The organism is Nocardia sp. NPDC004860, from assembly GCF_040609015.1.
Classification (GTDB): Bacteria; Actinomycetota; Actinomycetes; order Mycobacteriales; family Mycobacteriaceae; genus Nocardia.
In genome coordinates this window covers 193,149-215,380 of sequence record NZ_JBEXJI010000014.1, presented here as the reverse complement: position 1 = coordinate 215,380, position 22,232 = coordinate 193,149, and the positions used below count along the sequence as shown (strand labels likewise).

The 22,232-nt window shown below is 69.0% G+C and carries 23 protein-coding genes; 12 read left to right on the top strand and 11 right to left on the bottom strand.

Features of this window, described 5'->3' with window-relative positions; all coding sequences use genetic code 11:
• Positions 1-84: 84 nt before the first annotated feature.
• Together ABZV44_RS25150 and ABZV44_RS25145 are read right to left on the bottom strand one after the other, a co-directional pair.
• The gene (locus ABZV44_RS25150; protein WP_354840797.1) at positions 85-564 is read right to left on the bottom strand and encodes an SRPBCC family protein; all 480 of its coding nucleotides are present in this window, start codon (positions 562-564) and stop codon (positions 85-87) included.
• The gene (locus ABZV44_RS25145) at positions 561-1,463 is read right to left on the bottom strand and encodes an NAD(P)-dependent oxidoreductase (RefSeq protein WP_354840794.1); all 903 of its coding nucleotides are present in this window, start codon (positions 1,461-1,463) and stop codon (positions 561-563) included. The genes ABZV44_RS25150 and ABZV44_RS25145 overlap by 4 nt, the downstream gene beginning before the upstream one ends.
• Before the next feature lie 100 nt (positions 1,464-1,563).
• On the opposite strand from ABZV44_RS25145, the gene ABZV44_RS25140 reads away from it, so the two are divergent.
• Positions 1,564-2,307, top strand: a complete 744-nt coding sequence (locus tag ABZV44_RS25140; protein WP_354840791.1) for a GntR family transcriptional regulator — start codon at positions 1,564-1,566, stop codon at positions 2,305-2,307.
• 49 nt (positions 2,308-2,356) lie between these two features.
• On the opposite strand, the gene ABZV44_RS25135 is transcribed toward ABZV44_RS25140, so the two are convergent.
• The 3 genes from ABZV44_RS25135 to ABZV44_RS25125 are packed head-to-tail and all read right to left on the bottom strand — an operon-like array spanning position 2,357 to position 4,694.
• Positions 2,357-3,202 (bottom strand): alpha/beta hydrolase, encoded by an 846-nt coding sequence (locus ABZV44_RS25135; protein WP_354840788.1) that lies wholly within the window; start codon positions 3,200-3,202, stop codon positions 2,357-2,359.
• Positions 3,199-4,113, bottom strand: a complete 915-nt coding sequence (locus ABZV44_RS25130) for a VOC family protein (RefSeq protein ID WP_354840785.1) — start codon at positions 4,111-4,113, stop codon at positions 3,199-3,201. The genes ABZV44_RS25135 and ABZV44_RS25130 overlap by 4 nt, the downstream gene beginning before the upstream one ends.
• Positions 4,114-4,151: 38 nt before the next feature.
• Complete coding sequence (locus ABZV44_RS25125; RefSeq protein WP_354840782.1) at positions 4,152-4,694, bottom strand: VOC family protein; 543 nt, start codon at positions 4,692-4,694, stop codon at positions 4,152-4,154.
• A 192-nt stretch (positions 4,695-4,886) separates the two neighbouring features.
• On the opposite strand from ABZV44_RS25125, the gene ABZV44_RS25120 reads away from it, so the two are divergent.
• Positions 4,887-5,282, top strand: a complete 396-nt coding sequence (locus ABZV44_RS25120; protein WP_354840779.1) for a YciI family protein — start codon at positions 4,887-4,889, stop codon at positions 5,280-5,282.
• Between the two features lie 201 nt (positions 5,283-5,483).
• Here the strand turns inward: ABZV44_RS25120 and ABZV44_RS25115 are convergent, their stop codons facing one another.
• The 5 genes from ABZV44_RS25115 to ABZV44_RS25095 form a co-directional block, all read right to left on the bottom strand.
• On the bottom strand, positions 5,484-7,241 hold the full coding sequence (locus tag ABZV44_RS25115; RefSeq protein WP_354840776.1) for a CocE/NonD family hydrolase: 1,758 nt from the start codon (positions 7,239-7,241) through the stop codon (positions 5,484-5,486).
• A 259-nt stretch (positions 7,242-7,500) separates the two neighbouring features.
• A complete protein-coding gene (locus tag ABZV44_RS25110; protein ID WP_354840774.1) occupies positions 7,501-8,118 on the bottom strand; it encodes a TetR family transcriptional regulator in 618 nt (205 codons plus the stop codon).
• 158 nt (positions 8,119-8,276) lie between these two features.
• Positions 8,277-9,302 carry a 4-hydroxy-2-oxovalerate aldolase gene (gene dmpG / locus ABZV44_RS25105; RefSeq protein ID WP_354840772.1) on the bottom strand — a complete coding sequence of 342 codons (1,026 nt, stop codon included), beginning with the start codon at positions 9,300-9,302 and terminating at the stop codon, positions 8,277-8,279.
• Complete coding sequence (locus ABZV44_RS25100) at positions 9,299-10,282, bottom strand: acetaldehyde dehydrogenase (acetylating) (protein ID WP_354840769.1); 984 nt, start codon at positions 10,280-10,282, stop codon at positions 9,299-9,301. Before ABZV44_RS25100 ends, dmpG begins: the two co-directional genes overlap by 4 nt.
• Before the next feature lie 5 nt (positions 10,283-10,287).
• Entirely contained in the window at positions 10,288-11,109 is an 822-nt protein-coding gene (locus tag ABZV44_RS25095; protein ID WP_354840767.1) for a fumarylacetoacetate hydrolase family protein, read from the bottom strand.
• A 142-nt stretch (positions 11,110-11,251) separates the two neighbouring features.
• Here ABZV44_RS25095 and ABZV44_RS25090 point away from each other — a divergent pair, with 142 nt between their 5' ends.
• Positions 11,252-12,052: an IclR family transcriptional regulator gene (locus tag ABZV44_RS25090; protein ID WP_354840765.1), complete on the top strand. Its 801-nt coding sequence runs from the start codon at positions 11,252-11,254 to the stop codon at positions 12,050-12,052.
• A 7-nt stretch (positions 12,053-12,059) separates the two neighbouring features.
• Here ABZV44_RS25090 and ABZV44_RS25085 read toward each other — a convergent pair whose 3' ends face one another.
• The gene (locus tag ABZV44_RS25085; RefSeq protein ID WP_354840762.1) at positions 12,060-12,785 is read right to left on the bottom strand and encodes a bacterial transcriptional activator domain-containing protein; all 726 of its coding nucleotides are present in this window, start codon (positions 12,783-12,785) and stop codon (positions 12,060-12,062) included.
• A gap of 400 nt (positions 12,786-13,185) precedes the next feature.
• Here ABZV44_RS25085 and ABZV44_RS25080 point away from each other — a divergent pair, with 400 nt between their 5' ends.
• The 9 genes from ABZV44_RS25080 (at position 13,186) to ABZV44_RS25040 (ending at position 22,232) form a co-directional block, all read left to right on the top strand.
• On the top strand, positions 13,186-13,782 hold the full coding sequence (locus ABZV44_RS25080) for a helix-turn-helix domain-containing protein (RefSeq protein ID WP_354840759.1): 597 nt from the start codon (positions 13,186-13,188) through the stop codon (positions 13,780-13,782).
• A 242-nt stretch (positions 13,783-14,024) separates the two neighbouring features.
• Complete coding sequence (gene fabD / locus ABZV44_RS25075) at positions 14,025-14,957, top strand: ACP S-malonyltransferase (RefSeq protein WP_354840756.1); 933 nt, start codon at positions 14,025-14,027, stop codon at positions 14,955-14,957.
• 88 nt (positions 14,958-15,045) lie between these two features.
• Positions 15,046-15,471: an acyl carrier protein gene (locus ABZV44_RS25070; protein ID WP_354840754.1), complete on the top strand. Its 426-nt coding sequence runs from the start codon at positions 15,046-15,048 to the stop codon at positions 15,469-15,471.
• Positions 15,471-16,250, top strand: a complete 780-nt coding sequence (locus ABZV44_RS25065; protein ID WP_354840751.1) for a 3-oxoacyl-ACP reductase family protein — start codon at positions 15,471-15,473, stop codon at positions 16,248-16,250. The genes ABZV44_RS25070 and ABZV44_RS25065 overlap by 1 nt, the downstream gene beginning before the upstream one ends.
• 21 nt (positions 16,251-16,271) lie before the next feature.
• On the top strand, positions 16,272-16,721 hold the full coding sequence (locus tag ABZV44_RS25060) for a hypothetical protein (RefSeq protein WP_354840748.1): 450 nt from the start codon (positions 16,272-16,274) through the stop codon (positions 16,719-16,721).
• Entirely contained in the window at positions 16,721-18,025 is a 1,305-nt protein-coding gene (locus ABZV44_RS25055) for a beta-ketoacyl-[acyl-carrier-protein] synthase family protein (protein ID WP_354840745.1), read from the top strand. The genes ABZV44_RS25060 and ABZV44_RS25055 overlap by 1 nt, the downstream gene beginning before the upstream one ends.
• Entirely contained in the window at positions 18,022-18,540 is a 519-nt protein-coding gene (locus tag ABZV44_RS25050) for a hypothetical protein (RefSeq protein ID WP_354840742.1), read from the top strand. The genes ABZV44_RS25055 and ABZV44_RS25050 overlap by 4 nt, the downstream gene beginning before the upstream one ends.
• Complete coding sequence (locus ABZV44_RS25045) at positions 18,537-19,811, top strand: beta-ketoacyl-[acyl-carrier-protein] synthase family protein (protein ID WP_354840739.1); 1,275 nt, start codon at positions 18,537-18,539, stop codon at positions 19,809-19,811. Before ABZV44_RS25050 ends, ABZV44_RS25045 begins: the two co-directional genes overlap by 4 nt.
• An 18-nt stretch (positions 19,812-19,829) precedes the next feature.
• Complete coding sequence (locus ABZV44_RS25040; protein ID WP_354840736.1) at positions 19,830-22,232, top strand: beta-ketoacyl-[acyl-carrier-protein] synthase family protein; 2,403 nt, start codon at positions 19,830-19,832, stop codon at positions 22,230-22,232.

Below are 22,232 nucleotides of genomic sequence, written 5' to 3'. Positions count from 1 at the left end.
CCCCGGCCGGCCGCACCCGGGCGGGGGGGCGCGCCCCCCCCGGCCGCGCCCCCACCGGTCGGGGACGAGTCGGTCGACGGGACGTCAGGTCGCGGGCGACGCGACCGGCGCCTCTCCCCGTGCGACGCGACGCATGGCGTTGAGCGTGGCGCCGACGGCCGCTACGTAATGGGTCCTGGTCTCGTCGGCATACGCCGACTCCTCCGGAGAACCGCTCTGCGCGCCTTCGAGGACGAGCGCGAAGCTGAACCGGAGGAACAGGCCCTCCGCGTCCTCCTCGATGTCATTGGTGATCGTGCCGAGCACCGGACCCGCGAGGCGCGTGAACACCACTCGCCGCTGAGGCTGCAGGGCGATCCGCTCGATGTAGCGGTCACCGAACGCCTCGATCTCACGCTCGAAGGTCTCGTCGTCGAGACGAGCAGTGACCTCGCAGTGCGTCATGATCGGCACGAAGGGCAGCGCGTTGTTGGCCTTCATGACCAGTCCCTGCCACACGGCGGTCCGATCGAGGGTGGGCTCGCCCGGCTCGTTGACCGGGAGGCGGTGGGTGACAAAGATCATTCGGTAACTCCTTGTGCGAGAGCGTCTTCGGTGGAGATCTGGTCGTGCACGCTGGCTATATCGAGCTCACCCCAGCCATCGGCCATGGCCTGGTCGAACACCGCTTTGGCCGCCTCGAACACCGGCCGCCGCTCGCCGAGATCGTGCAGGTGCACCTCGATCTGGTCGAGGATCTCGTGCAATGTCGCGATGGGCCCGGGGGCCGGCAGCCATGAGCGGTGCGCCATGACGGGACCGCGCCGCTCGAGCAGCGCCGAGCCCGCGATGGACGTCTCCAGGGTGTGCTGGACCATGTCGAGGTCCAAGTTGTAGCGGCGGGCCAGCACGATCGCTTCCGCCGCCGCGACCGTATGGGTCGCGACCAGCATGGAGGAGATGTATTTCAGGTGGGTGCCGGTGCCGAAGTCGCCGGTTCGGACCCAGGGCCCCGAGATGGCGTCCAGGACATCGGCCACTCGATCGATCGCCTCCGCCGATCCGGAGGCGAAGACGGTGGCCAGGCGCGGGCCGACCATTCCGGGGCTACCACTGATCGGACAGTCGAGCATGGTGGCCCCGGCGTGCTCGAGCTGACGCATCAGTCCGAGCTTTCTCGGGACCGGAATCGTGCTCATCTCGAGGTGGACCGTCCCGGGGCGCATCGCCGACAGCGTTCCCCCGGACCCGCGGACGACGCGCTCGACGTCGTCCGCGGTCGGCAGGATCGACACGATGACCTCGCACGAGGCGGCCAGTTCCGCCGGCGACGCCGCGACAGCGCCACCCGCGGCCTCGAGCTCGGGACACTCGATGCTGCGCCGGTACCCGACGACACCGAAGCCGCGGCCCAGCAGGTTCTCGGCGATCGGCAGGCCCATCTTGCCCAGGCCGATCACCCCGATGGTTCTCACATTCGTCACGTCCTCACTGGCATGGCCACTGCTCAATACTGTATGCACTTTACTCGACCGACTCACGAAAGAGAAGGAATATGTATACACATCGCTTACGCTGGGGGCCATGAGTCGCAAAGTGCTTGTCCCTCACATCACGAAGGTGGAGCTGCCCGAGGCACGCCAGGCAATCCCGCATGTGCACGCCTACCTGCGCGAGCGGATTCTCGACGGCACGCTGCAACCCGGGACGAAGCTCTCGCAGGTATCACTGGCCGAGCAGCTCGGCATCAGCCGCACCCCGTTGCGCGAGGTGCTGCGGATGCTGCAGGAGGAGGGCCTGGTCCAGATCGAACCGAACCAGCGCACCCGCGTCTCCGTACTCGACCCTCGTGAGCTCGATGAAATCTATGCCAGCCGAGTCGTGCTCGAGTCGCTCGCCGTGGCCATGACCGTGGGCGACTTCGACGCGGGCGCCCGGCAGCAGGCGGCCGAGCAGCTGGCGGCCATGCGAGCGGCCGCCGAGGCCGGCGAGACCGAGCGCTGGTTCGTCATCCACTCGGCGTTCCATCGCACGATCACCTGCGGCGCCAGCGACACCATGCAGAAGCAGTTGCGGCAGCTGGCCGACCGGTGCGTCCGATACATCCGGATCTACCAGGGTGGCGAGCCGAACAGCTGGCACAAAGCCGGTGATCGGGAGCACGCGCAGATCCTGTCCGCGCTGGAGGCGGGAAACAAGGCCGTGGCCCAGGCCCGCATGGCCAGTCACCTGGCCCACACCGCCCTCAAAGTATTGAGTGACACCTCGCCCGACTACCGGCCGACCGCCGTGCCGCTGGCACTGGAGATGGTCGGCGTTCCGGACTGACGGTGCGCGGCCGGGACCCCGTGCTTCGCGGGTCTGCGCCAGGCCAGGCCTAGGAGAGGAACGGTTCCACGACACCGAGGAACTCGGCGGTCTTCTCGATCATGGTCCAGTGGCCGCAGTTGCCCAGCACGTGCAGCCGGACGTCCGGAAGGAGGTCCAGCAGGGCGCCGGACGATTCCTTCCACGGCACGACCCGATCGTCCCGCCCGTGGATCATCAGGGTCGGCTGCGCCACCCGGGTCAACTCGGCACCGGACAGCGCGAGGTCATCGACCCAGCGTTGACGGGGTTCGGGAAACATCGCTTCCCAGGATTTCGCGACGGCGGGCGTGGCACTCGCCTCGTATCGCATCTCGACCAGCTGATCGGTGATCAGCCCCCGGTCGTAGGCGAACAGCCCGATGATCTCGCGCATGTTCTCCATTTCCGGCCGATAACTCCACACCGTGTCCAACCCCTGCGGTAGCGCCATCGCGACACCCATCGAGCCCATGAGGACGAGGCGGCGGACGGCTCGCGGGCGCTCGGCCGCGAGCGAAAGGGCGATGGCCCCGCCCATCGAGTTGCCGATGATGTCGAAGGTGTGGATGCCGAGTTCGTCCATCAGCGCGAGTGCGTGCCGGGTCCACGCCTGCCGACCCCACGTTCGCGGCTCACCGGTGGCTGTGCCACCGAAGCCCAACTGGTCGGGGGCGATGACACGCCTGGTCTGCGACAGGGACGGCAGCACGGGACGCCAGTTGGCCGCGGCGCTGACACCCGGACCGGATCCGTGCAGCAGCAGCAGCGGCGGCTGCGCACTCTCGCCGCGGGGTTCCCCGGTGTCGATGACGGCGGTGGGTACCCCATCGACCTCGCGGATCGATGCGGTCAGCTGTTCGCTGGTGGCAGTCACTTGGTAGCTCCTCGTGGGGTGGAATCAGTTCCGGTCAGCCGGGCCGGACGCTGCGTCGAGACCCGCGTGACCGGGCCCAGCCACATATCGATCGAACCCGGTTCGTCGGGATCGAACGTGCGTGGTCGCCAGGCCGCGTCATCCTCGATGCGACGCACCCCGAACGAGTACTCGTAGGTGAAATCCTCGGGGCCGAGAAAGTAGAGGAAAACGGCCGTCGACTGCGGGTGGCGACCCGGACCCATTTCGATCCGGACGTCGTGCTCTTGCAGGAAGTGCCAGGAACGGAACACATCGTCGATGGACTCGACCTGGAAGTTCATGTGGCACAGACCAGCGCTCTCCCCCTGGAATACGGCGAGCTTGTGGTGCACGGGATCGATCCGCATCAGGCACGCGGCGTCGCCGATCCAATCCGATACGCGGGCGTTGAAATGCCCGTTCCAGAACCGGTAGGCCTCGTGCACATCCGGGGCGTCGAGGCAGAGGTGCCCGAACTCCGTGATGCCGGCCGGCCGAGTGAAAGCGACCGGCCGGGTGATCGTCTCCTGCCGACTGACCAGCTCGATGCGATTGCCGAAGGGGTCGTCGAAGCCGATGAATTCGGCCACGCGCCGCGATCGGGCCTCGTGCTTCGACCCTCGCCGCACGGCGAAACCAGCCCGCTCGAGCTGGCTCTCGGCCGCCTCCAGCGCATCCGAGTCGGCGACGGTGAACCCGGAGGCCAGCACCCCCGATGCCCCCTCGACCAGTGCGAGACAGTGGTGGCGGGAGTCGGCGCGCAGGTGTGCGACGCCCGGTTCGGTCTCGCCGGCGAGCTCGAGACCGACGATGCGGGTCGCGAAGTCGACGGCGGTCCGGAGATCGGCGACTCCCGACCGCACGTAGGCGATGTCGGTCAGCGTGATCATGGGTTTCCTCTCCTGTGGACCTTGCCGAACATGGGCGGTCAGGAGTCGATCGCGTCCGGGATGAGGTTCTTCACCAGCCCGGGCTGCAGATAACCGGTCTCGCCGTACCGGGCGACCAGCGCCGCGTTGTCGGCCAGCAGCTTCTCGATCGGTTCGGTGAGGTCGATCGCCGCCAGGAAGGGCTGGCGGGCGGGGAGCCCGGTCTGCCAGTACACCTCGCACCGGTTGCCCTCGGGATCGAAGAAGTAGATGCCGAACGCATTGCCGTGCGTCACGATCATGTCGAAGTCGACATTGTGCTCGATGAATCTGCGGTGCATCTCGAGCAGCTCGGTCAGATGATTGACCCGGAACGAGACCTGCTGAATGAGCTTGGTGTCCTCGTCGGCGCGCCCCACGGTCCGGCCTTCGACGAGCTGGAACTCGTGGTGCTCGAAGTTCGGCCGGGCACTGAAGAACCGCATGCCCAGATTCAGATCCTCGTCGGTGACGGTCAATCCGAGGACATCGCGGTAGAACGCCGTACTGGTCTCCAGGTCATTGCAGAAAACTCCGAAATGACCGAGTTCAGCGATCGGCATGGTGAACCTTCCTTTCCATGGGTGGGCGGCCGGTCATGTGGTGGTCGATGAATTGGGCCTCGAATGGCTCGGCCGAGGAGTCCGCAGGTAGCGCGACTCCCATCGTTATTTCCGACCGTAATGTGTATGCACTTTTACTGTCAAGGCTCCTCTGGATGTTGACACCGGGCTCAAATTGCATACAGTTCCCGGATGGACTCCTTGCCTCCCGCTACCGATCACGACGCTCCGGATCTCACCCGGCTGCTGGGCCGGGAGTACTGGATGGTGACCTCGACCCCCGTGGACGGGACGACCGCCGAGGACATCGCCGTCCTCGCCCCGGCGCACATCGCCTGGCTGCTGGACCTCGAGGAACGCCACGTCGTCTTCCTGTCGGGCCCCCTCGTCAGCGGTCCCGGCATACGCCCGGGATCGGGCGTCACGGTCTTACGCGCCGCCGACGAGGCCGAGGCAACCGCCATTGCGTCGGCGGATCCCTTCGTCACCGCGGGTCTGCGAACCTTCGTTGTGCATCGGTGGCGCCTCAACGAGGGCAGCGTCTCGATGCGCCTGTCACTCGGTCGCGGTACATACGAATGGCAGTGAGCGAGTGGGGCATACCGCCCGTTCATCGCCAGAGCCGCTGACAAGGCATGGGCTGCAATGCTTCTCGCATATCGTGATCGATTTGTATTGCCGCCAGCCCCATTTCGTACACTGCCCGCGCAAAAGCGTGCGCTGCCACGGAGTCGGCCGCATAGTGCAACGGCGGCCAACCCGGGAAGTGGACAGTGATGTGGCATTGCATTACGCCGGTGGTTCCTTCGGCGTACCGGACCGATCGCCGCTTCCGCCCGCCAGGATCGGAAGGAGCAGGCGTGAGCTGGAGTGGATCGTGTTGACGCCCTCGATCCCGACGGGTGCGTGGCTGAACAGCAGCATGGGCTGGAAGTCCTCGCGAGTGTCGTCGCTGGTGAGGATCAGCCGGATGCGGTGCCCGCGCTGGAACAGGCGGGCGTTGGCGACCAGCGGGATGCGGTAGTCGACCGGCTCGCCCACACGGATGGGGATCCACGCCCGCGCCGGGAGGACGGGCCGGCCCGTCTCACTCGCACCCTCGTCGACGTGGCGCATGCCGGCGCGCAGCCAGCCCTGGGTGACGTCGGTGGCCGTGCCGTCCGGGCCGACGTCTTGCAGGAGCAGGATCCATGCGGTGTCCGTCGCGCCGCTGGTGGCGGTGAGCCGTAATTCCGGATGACCGACCATCTCGATGTCTTCGGGAAGCGGGTCGCTGGTCCAACTCAGCTGTGCGGGCATCGCGTCCGCACCGTCGGTGGCGTAACTGAGCGCGCCCGGCCGCTCGTCGGCGGTAAGGGAGCCGTCGGCGTTGAGGGCCAGGGCGGTGTGGGTGGCCGGCGGGGGCCAGGCGTCGGCGGTGCGCCACTCTTCGGCCCCGGGCAGCCAGTAGCGGATGGCAGGGCCTTCGAGAATGCCGGTGTCCGCCCCCTTGAGCCAGTGGTCGAACCAGGCGAGAGCCTCGATGTGCATGCTTTCCCATGGCCACGGCAGGCCGTAGGCCCCGAGCATGGCCATGCGCACGTGCGGGTTGTGGGCGAGGGCGTCCCAGGCTTCGAAGAGGCCGGGCAGGTGGAGGGGGACACTGGACCACTCGCCGCCGAGGTAGACGGGTATGTCGACATCGGCGAGCAGTCCGGTCAGATCACGCTCGTCCCACCACGCATCGCGGGTGGGGTGATCGGTGACCACTGCCTCGAGCAGGTCGTTCCACGGGTGGGCGGCGTGGCGGAAGCGGCTGACCTGCTCCAGGCGGTGGTGTACCTGGACGGCGTCGCTCCGGCTGAACCGCCGGTGGACGGCGGGGATGGCGAGGAACCGGCGCAGGAGACGGGACAGGCCCGCGCGGTAGAGGCGGTCGCCGTGGGCGGACAGGACGCCCAGCGCATGGATCCAGGGGGTGAAGAAGGCCGCGCTCAACAGGCCGTTGTGGTACGCGGCTTCCCGGGCCTGAACGGTGACGTTGAAGGGGAACAGGGCCCTGAGGTGCGGCGGGCGCTGGGTGGCCGCCTCCAACTGGGTCATGGCGTAGTAGCTGATGCCGATCATGCCCACGTTCCCGTCGCACCAGGGTTGCGCGGCGACCCACTCGACCAGGTCGAACAGATCCTTGCGCTCCTGCTCGTCGAAAAAGGTGTAGACGCCGCCGGAGCCGACGGTGCCGCGCAGGTTGGCGATGACATGGGCGTAACCGCGCGGCACCCAGAAGTCGCTGTTGCCGGCCTCGATGATGGCCGCGGGGGCGCCCAGGTCCTGGAGCTGACGGGGGTAGGGGGCCGCCGCGATGAGGGCGGGGAATCTGCCCTCCGCGTCGGGCCGGCGAATGTCGGCCAGGAGCTGGGTGCCGTCACGGACCGGGACGGGCACATTGTTCTCGCGGGTCGTCCCGTGGCCGGCGGTGGACAGGTTGCGGTACCGGCGACCGGTCGTCTGCGGTCCGTTGAGCTGACGCTGACCGGTCTCCACTCCAGCGGTCTTGAATCGAGCCATCGCACCTTCATTTCCACGTGTACTGAAATTAACTGTCCTCACCGTACGCGCACCGACTCGTCACGGGCAAGCATAATTTCCATACGTCGTGAAAATATGGTAGGTCCGAGGGAATTCGAGGCCGCGGACCGGGACCACTGCATCGTCCTCGCAGGTCACCCCACTAGACGGGGGACGGATCGAGGTACTGACGACCGGCGGTGTGCGCCGGAAATCGAGGTGCCGACGGGCCACGTCCGGCCCGGTCAGCCGCTCGCGGTCAGGCGTTCCCCGGGATGTCCTCGCCCAGGTCGCCCGTGAGGTAGTGCTGCACAGTCGGCGCGATCAGTCGGATGACCTGCTCGGTGGGGATGTCGGCGATGCGGTCGATCCCCCAGACGTAACGCGTCATCGCCAGGCCCACGATCTGCGTGGACACCAGACTTGCGCGCACCTCGGCCTCGTCGCGGGGAAGGCTCGCCGACACGACCTGCAGAACGAGGGCGGAGAAGATGGAGCGGAGGCGCTCCATGGCGAAGGGCTCGTGACTTGCCGCGAGGATGATCGAGCGCAGGACCTCCGCGGTGGCCGGATCGTCCCACATGCGCACCGCCACCTCCACGAAGGCTCGCCCGCGCTCCTCCAGGGGCACCTGGGCGGCCTCGGCAATGCGCTCACCGAAGGCGGCCGGCGGCTCCAGTGCCGCTTTCAGCAGTCCGGGCTTGTTCGAGAAGTAGTAGTTCACCAGGGTGGGATCGACATCGGCGGCCTGAGCCACCGACCGCAAGGAGGTCCCGTTGTAGCCCCGCTCGGCGAAGGACTTGCGAGCCGCGGCCAGGATGCGGTCCGCCTGCGCGCCACGTTCGCCACGCGGACCTCGTCCCGCTCGTGCCGCCATGTCCCGCTGTCCCCCTTTTTTTGCCCGTTCCGTGCGCGCATGATCGCCTGCGGATGCTGTTTCAGCACCTGCTCGAACATATTTCAACATACCGTGAAATTGCAACCACCAGCCGGAACGGACACCCAGCAGGACCTGGGCAAGGCGCTGCCCCTCCGTCAGGCTGTCGCCCTGTCGGCGGCGGGGAGCAAGTCCAGGGCTATGTCGACGATGAGGTCCTCCTGTCCGCCGACCAGTCCGCGGCGTCCCACCTCGAGCAGGATCGTGCGCACGTCGATGCCGTAACGCCGCGACGCCGCTTCGGCATGGCGCAGGAAGGACGAGTAGACCCCGGCGTACCCGAGGGTGAGGGTTTCGCGGTCTACCCGCACCGGACGATCCTGCAGCGGCCGCACCAGGTCGTCGGCGGCGTCTTGCAGCGCGAACAGATCGCAGTTGTGCTTCCAGCCGGCCAGATCGGCGACCGCGACGAAAGGTTCGATCGGGCAGTTGCCCGCCCCCGCACCGTGTCCGGCGAGCGAGGCATCGACCCGGGTGACGCCTTCTTCGACCGCCACCACCGAATTGGCCACCGACAGCGAGAGGTTCTCGTGCGCGTGAATGCCGATCTCGGTGCCCGGATCGAGCGCCTGACGGTAGGCGCGAACCCGGGCACGGACACCGTCCATGGTCAGCCGGCCACCGGAATCGGTGACGTAAACGCACTGCGCCCCATACGCTTCCATCATTTTCGCCTGTTCGGCGAGGCGAGCCGGTTCGGCCATGTGCGACATCATCAGGAATCCGGCGACGTCCATGCCGAGTTCCCGTGCGGTGGCGATGTGCTGGGCCGACACGTCGGCTTCGGTGCAGTGGGTGGCCACGCGCACCGACCGGACGCCCAGCCGGTAGGCCTGCTTCAGTTCTTCGATGGTGCCGATGCCGGGCAGCAGCAGCGTCGTCAGCCGGGCGTTCGTGAGATTGGCGGCGGCGGCCTCGATCCATTCCCAGTCGGTGTTGCTCCCGGGCCCGTAGTTCAGGCTGCCTCCGGCGAGACCGTCGCCGTGGGCGACTTCGATGCCGTCGACACCCGCCGCGTCGAGCGCGGCCACGATCCGGCCGACGTCGTCGGGCGTGATGCGATGGCGCACCGCGTGCATGCCGTCGCGGAGTGTGACGTCTTGGATGAACAGCTGGGTGGTCATCGGAGCGCTTCCTGTTCTGCCGGGGCGGCGGCGATCGTGTCGGCGATGGATTCGGCGTAGCGCACCGCCGCCGAGGTCATGATGTCGAGGTTGCCCGCGTATGCCGGGAGATAGTGGGCGGCTCCTTCGACTTCCAGGAAGACCGACACCTGATGCGTGGGCGCGGCCGCCGTGTCCGGGCCGAGCAGGGTGCGCACCGGTTGATCCTGCGGGACGGCGCTGATCTGAACTCGTTGCTTGAGGCGGTAGCCGGGCACGTAGGTGGCCACCTGCGCGACCATCTGCTCCACCGATTCGCGAATCGCCCGGTGGGTACCGGAATCGGGTGCCGTGATCAGGCACAGCACCGTATCGCGCATGATCAGCGGCGGGTCCGCGGGATTGAGGATGATGATGGCCTTGCCGCGCCGGGCGCCACCGACCGTTTCGATCGCGTGCGCGGTGGTCTCGGTGAACTCGTCGATATTGGCGCGGGTACCCGGCCCCGCGGATTTCGAGGCGATGGACGCGACGATCTCGGCGTAGGCGACCGGTGCGACGCGGGAGATGGCGGCGACGATCGGGATGGTGGCCTGCCCGCCGCAGGTGACCATGTTGACGTTGGGCGCGTGGCGATGTTCGTCGAGGTTCACCGCCGGTACGACGAACGGGCCGAGCGCGGCCGGCGTCAGATCGATGAGGCGTTTGCCGAGCGGTTCGAGCACCGCGGCGTGGGCGGCGTGGGCTTTGGCGGAGGTCGCGTCGAAGACCACGTCGATCTCGTCGAAGTTCGGCAGCTTCAGCAGGCCCTCGACGCCGTCGGCCGTGGTCGGGATGCCGAACCGGCGGGCGCGGGCGAGTCCGTCGGATTCCGGGTCGATGCCGACCATCGCACCCATCGTCAGCACGTCCGAGTGCCGGATCACCTTGATCATGAGATCGGTGCCGATGTTGCCCGACCCGATCACCGCGACCTTCAGCCCGGCGGGTTTGTCGTTCATGATTCTTACTCCTGGACGAAGTTCGCGGTCACCGAGCCGAGTCCGGTGATGTCCGCGGTGACGGTGGCGGGGCCCTGGATCGGGGCCATGGGTCCCAGCGCTCCGGAGAGCACGATCTGCCCGGCGCGCAGTGGCCGACCGAACTCGCGGGTGGTCCGTGCCAGCCAGGCCAGGGCGTGCAGCGGGTCGCCGAGGCAGGCGGCGCCGGTTCCGGCCGACACGTGGACACCGTCGATCGCCATCCGCATCCGCACCGAAACGGGGTCGAAGGTATCGAGGGTGCGGCGTTCGGAGCCGAGGACGAACAGGCCGCTGGAGGCGTTGTCGGCGACGGTGTCGCCGAACGTGATGTCCCAGCCCGCGATGCGGCTGTCGACGATCTCGAGCGCGGCCACCGCGTAGCCGACCGCGCTGCGAACCTGCTCGTCGTCGAGCGAGCCGTCCACCAGGTCCTGTGCGAGCACGAACGCGACTTCGGCTTCGACCTTCGGTTGCAGCAGCCGGCTCAGCGGCACCGGCGTGTCCTGCCGGTACTGCATGTCGTCGAACAACACTCCGAAATCCGGTTGATCGACGCCGAGCTGCCGCTGCACGGCCGGGGAGGTCAGGCCGATCTTGCGGCCGACGACCTGGGCGCCCGCCGCGATGCGCCCGGCGGTCAGCAGTTCCTGCACCGCATATGCCGCGGCCACGTCGTCGGCACCGATCAGATCGCGGACCGGCGCGCACGGGGTGCCGGAGCGGGCAGCCGCGCCGAGCATGTCGGCGGCGATCGCGGCGGTGTCCGCGTCCGCGGAGCGTCGGTCAAGGCTTGGAGGTGGTGGCATCGGAAACTCCGGATTCGTGACGAAGGCTGGAACAGCGATCTCACTGTCACCGCGGGCAGGACGCACCCGCCAGCATTCCGTTCCACTGAGCCGAACGCCCGCCGGATAGAGTGGGCTGGGCCCGCAGGGTTGGAGGTCGACGATGTCAGCTGCAGTTGCCGGTCGAGTGGTGGACGGTTCGACCGTTCTGGGCAAGACCATGGCGGTACTCGAGGCGTTCTCGATCGACGACGCCCCGTTGAGCCTCGCCGAGCTCGCGCGGCGGACCCGCATTCCGAAGGGCACCTTGCACCGGGTGCTGTCGGACATGGTGACGGTGCGGCTGCTGGACCGGACCGAGGCCGGATATCGGCTCGGCGGGCATCTGTTCGAGCTGGGTATGCGCGCGTCGGTCGAGCGGAGTCTGCTCGAGGTGGCCATTCCCTTCCTCGAGGAGCTGAACGCGCGTATTCACGAGACCGTGCATCTGGGCGTCCTCGATGGCACGGATGTCGTGTACCTGACGAAGATCGGCGGACGGCGGCAGGCCAGCGCTCCGTCCCGGATCGGAGGCCGCATGCCGGTGCACTGCACGGCCATCGGCAAGGTGTTGCTGGCCAATGCCGATGCGGCGCTCCGGGATCAGGTACTGGCAGGGCCGCTGCGTCGCTACACTCCGCGGACGATGGTCCAGCCGGGCACGCTGCGCAAACAGCTCGATCGGATCGCCGCGGACGGCGTGGCCTTCGAATTCGAGGAGTCGGCCCCTGGCCTGGTGTGCGTGTCCGCCCCGATCCGCGACGCGGACCGCGTGGTGGCGGCGATCAGCGTGGCGGGCCCGTCCCACCGGTTCCATCCGGACGCCCACGCGGCATCGGTCCGCGCGGCCGCCGAGGGTATCGGCCTCACCCTCACCCGGCGGGCCCGGCTGTTGAGCACGCCCACCGCGCTCCCCGGCGGATGATCCGCGGTCAGGCGATCGAGCCCAGGCGATCCGAGACGCCGTCGCGAGCCCGGCGGCCCGCACGGACCGGGCGGGAACTCTCCAGGAATTCGCTGCCGAGCAGGCGATGCCGCAGCGACCGCGTGTCCTGGTTGGGATCGATTTCGAACTGCTCCCGCAGACGTTGCGCACACAGCGCGTACCACTGTTCCGCCTGCTGCAGCTCCCCGCGCCGGGCGTGGATCGTCATCAGTCGGCGAAAAGCCGCCTCGTTCGCCGTATCGATGGCGAGGGTGCGGCGGCACGCGTCGGCGGCGTCGGCGAGTTCTCCTGCGTCGAGCGCGTATTCGGCCAGCGTGTTCAACGCGCTCAGGATCATCGAACGCAGCCAGTGCCGGTGTTCGATCACCCAGCTGTCGGATTCGCCGTCGAGAAACTCGCCCGAGTAGAGTGCGGCGGCCCGTCGATACAGGTCCAGCGCCTCCTCCCGCAGGCCGCGCGCGGCGGCATCACGTGCGGCACCGGTATACCGCTCGAATTCCTGGCAATCGACGATCACATCGTCACTCACGTCCATGATGTAGCCGAAATCCCGGAACTCGATGCGCAGGTCTCGCCGTTCGGTTCCGAAGTGGGCATCCAACGTTCTGCGCAGGGCGTGCACCGTCACCTTCAACGACGTACTGGGCCCATCGATGTCCGGCCACAACAACTCTCGTAGCCGCTCCTTGCCCACGACGCTGTTGCGGTTCACGAGCAACACTCCGAACAGTGATCGAGCCTTGCTCGCACGCCACCGGACACAATCCGCACCGGAGTCCGAAATGGCGAACTCGCCCATCATTTTGACATGAATCGCCCGTTCACCAGATGCTCTCAATGAAAACTCCTTGCGTCATGGGCGAACCGCAGAAATATTCAAATCTATTTCGCCACAATCCATCTCGCAGCCCATTTCCGCTGGCGGCTATGTTCGCACGGCCAACTTGCCTGCGCAAGTGGATGTTTCGCAAATCGACTCCAGCCACTGGACTTCTTCGCACGACCCACGAAACAGTAATGTTTCCTTCACGCCGCTACCTGGCCGATCGGACGAAAAGTCATGTTCCGCTCATGTTTTGCGGCTGCGCCGAGTCGTCTGCGATCATGATCGAGTGTCCGAGCTGGGGCGCCTCCGACGCGCACCTGTGCAGTCGCGCAGCAGGGAACGTGTCGAGCGCATCCTGGACGCGGCACGGGAACTCGTGGACGAGCACGGCGTGGACGCCGTGACGACCCGCGCGATCGCCGAGTGCGCCGCCGTGCCGATCGCGACGCTCTACCAGTTCTTCGCCAATCGGGAGGCGGTGTTCCGCCAGCTGCTCGACCGCGACCTCGACCGGATCGACCGGCGGGTCGCGGCGGAGATCGAAACGCTTCGCGCGGACAGCATCCCGCACGCGATCGACCTGTTCGCCGCCGTGCATCGCACCCACTTCCTGCGGCATCTCGAATTCGTCGCGCTCTACTTCGCCTACGGCGACAGCGACGTGGTCCACGTCCATCAGCGCCGTTGCGCGCACTCGTTCGGCCACCTGCTGCTGAAATCCGGGGTGATGCCCGCACACACCGATCCCCGGGTGTTCGGGGTCGCGATCGCGATCGCCGAGGGGACCATCGAACACGCCTACCGGGACGCTCCCCGCAACGAGTGGGTGGTCGGCCAGGGCCGGCTGGTACTGCGGCTCTATCTCGAAAGCCACTGCGGCTGAGGCCCGATCGCGCCCGCTGACCCCTAACCCGGTCCTAACCGCCCCTGGTTAGCGTCACGCCATGTCCAGTTACCGCACGAGCAACGGCCGGCCGAAAGGCCAGGGTCGCTCAGATAGTTACTGCGTGTTTGGTTTTCCTCGAGGACTGCTCGAGCCGGGATTCACATACTCGGGGCGAGAACAGCGACGTTCGGGATTTGTCTCGCAGTAGCCATGGCTACCAGCAGGATTCGGAAGACAACATGAACGCCAGTGTGATCGCCATGTTTCCCGGCCAGGGTTCCCAGCGCGAGGGCATGGCCGCCCACCTGATCCGGGAGCACCCCGGCACGGCGGGGGTGGTATTCGAGCGCGCCGACGAGGTGCTGGGCCTGCCCCTGGGCAAGCTGTGCACCGAGGGCGACGCGGAACAGTTGCGGGCCACCGAGATCGCGCAACCCGCGATCCTGGCCACCTCCTTCGCAATCTTCGAGGTGCTGCGCGCCGAGGCCTTCTCCCCCGACATGGTGACCGGGCACAGCCTCGGCGAGTTCACCGCCCTGGTCGCGGCCGGGGTGCTGGACCTCGCCGACGCGCTGACCCTGGTGCGACGCCGGGGCGAGCTGATGGCGGAAATCGCCGCGGCGATACCGGGTGCCATGACGGCCGTGTCCGGGGTGCCCGCGGCGCGGATCGAGGAGATCTGCGCGGGAGTGGCCGGCGTGGTCGAACTCGCCAACTACAACGCCCCCGATCAGTCGGTCATCTCCGGCACGGCGGAGGCGGTGGACGCCGCCGTGGAGTTACTGCGCGAGGAAGGCGCGGGCTCGTTGGTCGCGCTGCGGGTCGGAGCGCCGTTCCATTGCTCGCTCATGGCCTCGCTGGAGGAGCGGTTCGCGGCCGACCTGCACCGCGCCGAATTCCGCGACCCCGCCATCGATGTCCTCAGTTCCGTTACCGCGCAGAAGATTTCGAGTGGCAATGACGCCCGCGACCTACTACGCCGACAGCTCACCGCCCCCGTCCGCTGGATCGAGGTGATCGGCACCGCCGCCGATCTCGGCTGCACCGACTACCTCGAGATCGGCCCCGGACGCGTGCTGTCCGGCCTCGCCAACCGCATGCTGGGCGCGGCCACCGTGCGCAGCACCCAGGACGCGCGCCGCATCGCCGCGGCCATCGCCGCCTACGCCTGATCCGCCGAATCCGGCCGATCCTCACCCCTGTGGCGTCCCGCGCCCCAGGGGACCCAACGGTGTCCCCACCACGAAGGAAGAGATAACCATGCCCGAAACCAGCACCGATTTCGCTCCCGCCGTCATCGACGCGATCGCCGACGCACTGGGCATCGACCAGTCCGAGGTGACCCTCGACGCCACCCTCATCGACGAGCTCGGCGCGGAATCCATCGACCTGCTCGACATCCTGTTCCGCATCCACCGCGACACCGGCGTGAAGATCGCCGTCGCCGATGTCCAGGAGCTGCTGCAGGGTGGTATCCCCGACGACGAGTTCGGTGACGAGAACGAGATCGTCTCCGACATCGGCCTCGCACATCTGGAAAAGGTGCTGCCGCAGTTCGATCGGACCAAGCTGAACGGCCCGCTGCGCGGTGAGCAGGTGCTCGGCCTGGTCACCGTGCGGAATCTGGTGGACCTGGTCGCCCAGCGCGCCGCCGCCGGTCCGGCCGACGCCGAGGCTGTCGCCTGATGTCCGGCGACTTCGCCGGCCGGGTCGCGCTGGTCACCGGCGCGTCCCGGGGCATCGGGCGGGCCGTGGCCCTGACCCTGGCCGGTCGCGGCGCGGCCGTGGCCGTCAACTACCGCTCCCACAAGGACGAGGCCCTCGAGGTGGTCGCCGAGATCGAGCGCTCCGGTGGGCGCGCGGTCGCCATCGGGGCCGATGTCGCCGACGGCGGCGCGGCCCGCGATCTGGTGGAGCAGACGCGAGAACAGTTGGGCGGCTTGCACATTCTGGTCAACAACGCGGGCATCACCCGCGACGGCCTGCTGCACGACATGGATCCCGAGGTGTGGTGGGAGGTCATCCGGGTGAACCTGGGTGGCGCGTTCAACTGCACCCATGCCGCGGCCGGGCACCTCATGGCCCAGGGCGAGGGCTCGATCGTGAACGTGTCGTCGATCATGGGCGAGAAGGGGCTCACCGGGCAGTCCAACTACTCCACCTCGAAGGGCGCGATGAACGCCTTCACGCTGGCCTGCGCGGTGGAGATGGCCCGGTTCGGGGTCCGCGTGAATGCCGTTCTGGGCGGGGTGATCCCGACCGATCTGATCGGTGACCTGCTGCAGCGCGACGGCGGGCGCGGGCGCACCCATGTCCCCATGCGCCGCTACGGGACCGTCCAGCAGGTCGCCGAGGCGGTGGCCTACCTGGCCGGTCCGGCCGCCGACTACGTGACCGGCGAGTTGCTGCGCGTGGACGGCGGACTGGCGGTGCAGCTCAGCAATGGCCGCCTGGTCTCCCGCTGAATCGGAAAAGGAGTGACTGCCATGCGATTTCATCTCATCGACCGCATCGAGTCCTGGGAACCGTTGCAGCACATCACCGCTCGCAAACTCACCTCGGTCTACGAGAACGTCTGGCAGCCCTCCGCCGCCGGCCCGGTACTGCCCTTCGGCCTGGCGCTGGAGGCGCTGTGCCAGGCCGGCGCCTGGCTGGTGCTGCTGAGTTCGGCGCACACCCGCCGGGCCGCGCTGCTCACCGTGGGTGAGGTGACCGTGTACCGCGACGCGGTGCCCGGTGACGTGCTGCGCATGACCGCACAGGTGGTGCACGCGACGCCGGAGGCGGCGGTGGTGGACGGCTGGATCGAGGTGGACGGCGAGCGAATCCTGTTCGCCCGCAACATTATGTGCGCCCTCATCGAGGCCGATCGGCTCGACGATCCGGTCGACACCGAACGGATGGCGCGCCAGCTGCTCGGCGAGGAGCTGGTCTGATGTGTGCCACTAACGCGGCGGGACTGCGGCGGGTGGCCGTGACGGGTGTGGGAGCGGTCACCCCCCTGGGCATCGACGCGCCGACCACCTGGGCCGGAATGATCGAGGGCCGCAATGCCATCGGAACATTGACCACTTTCGACTGCACCACCTTCCCGGTCCGGATCGCCGGGCTGGTGCCCGACGCCTTCGATCCGGCCACCGCCGTCCCGGCAGCCGCCGACCGGCGCTGGGTGTCGCGGCCGGGGTTGTTCGGGCTCGCCGCGACCGGCGAGGCCCTGCGGTCGGCGGGCCTGGACCCGCTCACCGAGACCCCCTACGCACCGTCGGATCGCGGTGTCGCCATGGGCGCGAGCGTGGGCCGCCCGGATCTGAACCTGGTGCTGAAGGTATCCGAATTGCGTTCTCGCACCGGGCAACCCGACGCCTTCGTGCGGCCCGCGCCGTCGGCGACCCTGACCGGGAATCAGAACCTGGCGCTCAATGCCATGGTGCGGCTGATCGGCGCGACCGGGCCCATGGTGGGCATCCACACCGCCTGCGCCGGCTCCGGGCACGCCCTCGGCGAGGCGTTCCGGCTGATCCAGGAGGGCGATGCCCGCATGATGGTGGCGGGCGGCTACGACTCGCTCACCACCTGGGCCGACATTCTCGGATTCGGTCTGCTGGGCGCGATGACCGACCGGTACAACGACAATCCCGCCAAAGCGTCCCGGCCCTTCGACGCCGACCGCAGCGGGTTCGTCATCGGCGAGGGCGCCGTGGCCTTCGTCCTGGAAGATCTCGAGTCCGCGCTGGATCGCGGTGCGCCGATCCTGGGCGAATTGCTCGGGTACGGGTCCACCATGAACGCCTGGCGCATCACCGACTCGCCACCGGACGGCTCGGGCGCGATCGAGGCCATGGAGTCCGCGCTCGGCGAATCCGGCTTGGGCACAGCCGATATCGACTACATCGCCGCGCACGGCACCAGCACGCCGGGCAACGACGTCTCCGAGACCCGGGCGATCAAGAAGGTCTTCGGCGACGACGCGCACCGGCTGGTGGTGTCCTCCCCCAAATCCATGACCGGGCATCTCACCGCCGCCGCGGCGGCGCTCAATCTGCTGGCGGCGCTGGGCGCGCTCCGGGATTCGGTGGTGCCGCCCACCCTGAATCTCGACACCCCGGACCGGGCACTGGATCTCGACTACGTCCCCCATCGCGCGCGCTCCATGCCGGTGCGCGCGGCCATGATCAATGCCCTCGCGTTCGGCGGTTCCAATACCTGCCTCGTGGTGGGCACACCCCAGGAGCTGCCATGACCGCGTCCTACACCGTGCCCACCGCACTCCCGGCGCCCGCCGACGTCCCGGCCGCGGGTATCGGCACCCCGGGATTCGATCGAATCCTGGAGGTGAGTCCCGGAATTCGCGCCGAGGCCCTGCTGAATGTGACCGGCACCCTGCCGTTCTTCGACACCCATTTCCCGCGCCGGCCCATCCTGCCCGGTGTGCTGCTGACCGAGAGCATGATCGCGCTGGCCGTGCTCGCGGCCGGGGATCCGCTGCTGCGGCTGCGGGCCGCCGAGGGGCTGCGCTTCCGGCGCTTCGTGACGCCCGGCGACCAGGTGCGCATCACCGTCGAAACGGCCGGTGCCGGATCGGATCCCGCCGAATCCCGGTGGAAGGCCACCGCCCGCGTGGGCGAGGCCACCGTCGCGGCCGTCCGCACCCTGCGCCTGGTCCGCGGACCCGTCGCGGAAGCGAATGGGAGCACCGCGTCAGCGAACGGGAGCACCGTGGAAGCGAATGGGCGTACCGCCGAGGCGAAGTCGTGAACGCGCGGCGCGTCGTGATCACCGGGATCGGTCTGGTCACGGCGCTCGGCGAGGGTGCGGACGACACCTGGTCGGCGATCGTGGCCGGGCGCACCGCCATCGGCCCCCTGCGCGCCTACGATCCGTCGCCGCTGCGCACCCGGCTCGGCGCGGAGATCCCCGACTTCGATCCCGGCCGGTTCCTGTCGCTGCGCTCCATGCGCACCTCCACCCGCGGCGACCAGTACGGCGTCGCGGCGGCCACCCTCGCGCTGCGGGACGCGGGACTCGAGAAACGCGACCTCGGCCACCGCACCGGCCTGTATCTCGGTGGGAACAAGGACATCTGCCAGCGCGACGACTCGATCGCCGATATGGAGGCCATCCGCGGCGCGGACGGCGGACCGGACATGCGGCGGCTCGGGGATCTGGCCCGCTCGATCGTGCCGCCGCTGGCGTACGTGGAAGGTTTGCAGAACGGCGGGACCTACCACATCTCCTCGCTGTTCGGCCTGCGCGGACCCAACGCCTTCTACGCGGGCGCGGCGGATTCCGGGGCGACCGCGATCGGGCGGGCCATGCGGGCGATCCGCCGGGGCGAGGCCGATATCGCGGTGGCGGGCGGGTACGACGACGCCACCAACTGGTGGGCCATGGCCAAGCTGGACGGGCTCGGGGTGCTCTCGCCGCGCAACGACTTGGGCGGCAAGGCTTTTCGCCCCTTCGATAAGGAGCACAGCGGTTCGGTCATCGGTGACGGCGCGGCGATCCTGATCCTCGAGGAGCGTGATCGGGCGCTGCGACGCGGCGCGCGCTGTTATGCCGAGCTCGCGGGCTACGGCATGGGCAACGACTGTGTGCGCGTACCCGCCTCCGATCGGGACGGACGGGGACTGGCCCGCGCCATCTCGACGGCCCTGTCCGACGCCGGAGCGCCGGCGGCGGACGCCGTGTTCTCCCACGGCTGCGCCACCGCGCTCGGCGATGCCAGTGAGGTGCGCGCCCTGCGCACCGCCCTCGGTCCCGAAGCCCACCGGGCCGCGGTGACCAGCGTCAAACCACAGACCGGTCACTTGGTGGGCGGAGCCGGTGCGCTCAATGCCGCACTCGCGGGACTGGCCCTGGCCTCCGGCGTCGTGCCCGCCACCGGCAACCACGAAACACCCGCGCCCGGCTGCGATCTCGACATCGTGTCCGGCGCCGCGCGCCAGGCGAATCCGCGGGTCGCGCTGGCCCTGGCCCGCGGCCTGGAGGGCCAGGCCGTGGCGCTCACCCTCACCGCATCGAACTGACCGACAGGAACTTCGGCCATGCACGAAACCCCTCATCCCGCGCCGCACCGGCGCATCGTGATCACCTCGCTCGGCGCGATCACCGCGCACGGCGTCGGCGCGGAGGAACTGTGGCAGCGGGTGCGCGGCGGCGAGGTGGCCATCCGGCCGCTGCGCGAGCTCGCGGTGCCGGGACTCGCCGGAGCCATCGGCGGCGAGATCCTCGACCCGCCGCGCCCCAAATACGACTACCTCACGCCGCTGGGTCTCACCGACCCCGAACCCGCCGTCGACTACGCGCTCATCGCGGCCGAGGAGGCCATGGCGGGCGCGGGTCTGGGTGTGCTCGAGGACGGCGCGCCACCACGTCCGGACGCCCTGCCCGCGCACCGGTGGGGGGTGGCGTTCGGCAGTTGCAACAGCGGAATCCGCAGTGCCGAGAAGGCGGTGCGCCGCGCGGTCGCCGCCGGCCGGTCCGTCGACGCGGACGGGCTCGGTCTCGGTGACGACCGGCATCTGCTGCTGGTGCCGCCGCAGTTCTGCGCGGAGGCGCTCAGCGCGGCGTTCGGGCTGAAAGGTCCTGTGCTGTCGGTGAATACCGCGTGCGCGTCCAGCGCTCACGCGCTGGCGCACGCGGTCGAACAGATCCGCGCGGGCCGGGCCGACGCCATGCTGGTGGGCGGCAGCGACGCGCTCACCGAGATGGCCTACTACGGATTCACCAGCGTCGAATCGCTGTCCACGCGCCCGGCCCGGCCGTATTCCCGTGATCGCGACGGGCTTTCGCTCGGCGCGGGCGCGGGCATGATGGTGCTGGCGGCCGCCGAGGTGGCGCTGGCGGCCGGTGCGCCGATCATCGCCGAGGTGCTCGGCTACGGCATGTCGGCCGACGGCTATCACGCCACGGCCCCGCATCCGCAGGGCGCGGGCGCGGCCCGGGCGATTCGCGCGGCCATCGACACCGCCGGTCTGGCGCCCGAGGACGTGCCCTACATCAACGGCCACGGCACCGGAACCCCGAAAAATGATGCGGCGGAGAGCAATGCGGTGCGGGCCGCACTGGGCGAGGCCGCGTCGACGGTGGTGCTCAGCAGCACCAAGTCCATGATCGGCCATCTGCTGGGTGCGGCCGGGGCGGTCGAGGCCATCGTGACCATCCTCGGATTGCGCGATGAAATGGTCCCGCCGACAGCCGGTTTCGCCGAGACCGACCCGGCCTGCGGCCTGGATCCCGCACCCGAGGCGCGGGCGCTGCCCATGCGGGTCGCGGCGTCGAACAACTTCGCATTCGCCGGAGCGAATGCCTGCGTCGTGTATGGACGGCCCGGTACCGCCCGCACCGATCTCGACCCCGTCGCCGCCGACGAGGTCGTCGTCACCGGGATCGGCGTGCTGATCGGCGGGGCATCCGATGCCGATCAGCTCTGGGACGCCTGGACCGGTGACACCGTGACGACGGAGCCGTACCAGGGATTACGGCTCGCCCGCGTCGGCACCGACCCGGGTGCCGATATACCGGCCAAGGCCCGCCGGCGCATGGACCGCCTCGGGCAGCTGGCGGTCGCGACCAGTCAGCAGGCGCTCGCCGCGGCCGGACTCACCGCCCACGAGGGCGTGGGCGTGGTCGTCGGCACCGGCATCGGGCCGATGAGCAGCATTTCCCGATTCTTCGAACCGACCGTGCTCGGCGGACCCACCCAGGGCAGCCCCGCCATCTTCCCCAACACCGTCTTCAATGCCGCCGCCGGACAGGTGGCCATGGCCTTGGGGGCCAAGGGCCCGACCTCCACCCTGACCTCGGGCCACGCCGCCGGGGCCGCCGCCCTCGGAACCGCGTTCGACCTGCTGCGCGCCGGACACGCGGACGCCGTGCTGTGCACCGGCGCGGACGAGCTGTCCCCCTACGCCCTCGACGCGTACCGGGGCGCGGGGCTTTTCACCGGCCGCCACGGCCGGGGCTTCCGGCTCGCCGAGGGCAGCGTCACCCTGCTGCTGGAGCGGGCCTCGGTGGCGCGGCAGCGGGGCGCCACCCCGATCGCGGTGCTCGCCGGGTACGCGACCACCTCCGATGCCCTGGGCATCGCCCGGTGGGATCCGCGCGGCGGCGGGATGGAACGGGCCATGCGCGACGCCCTGGCCGCGGCCGGGGTATCCCCCGCCGACCTCGCCGCCGTCTGGACCGCCGCGGCGGGCCTGCCCGTGGTGGACGGCCCGGAGCGGCGTGCCATCGACCGGCTCGGTCTCAGCGCGAATTGCGCCCGGCCCGAGCCGAAGCGGGTCCTGGGCGATCCCATCGGCGCGGGCGCGCAACTGGCCGCCGCGCTGGCCATCACCGCCTGGCAGCGCGGCGACCACGGCCCGGTGCTGGTCAACAGCTCCTCGCTGGGCGGCACCCACACCAGTTTCGTGCTGCGGCATCCCGCCGCGGTCATCCACTCGTGA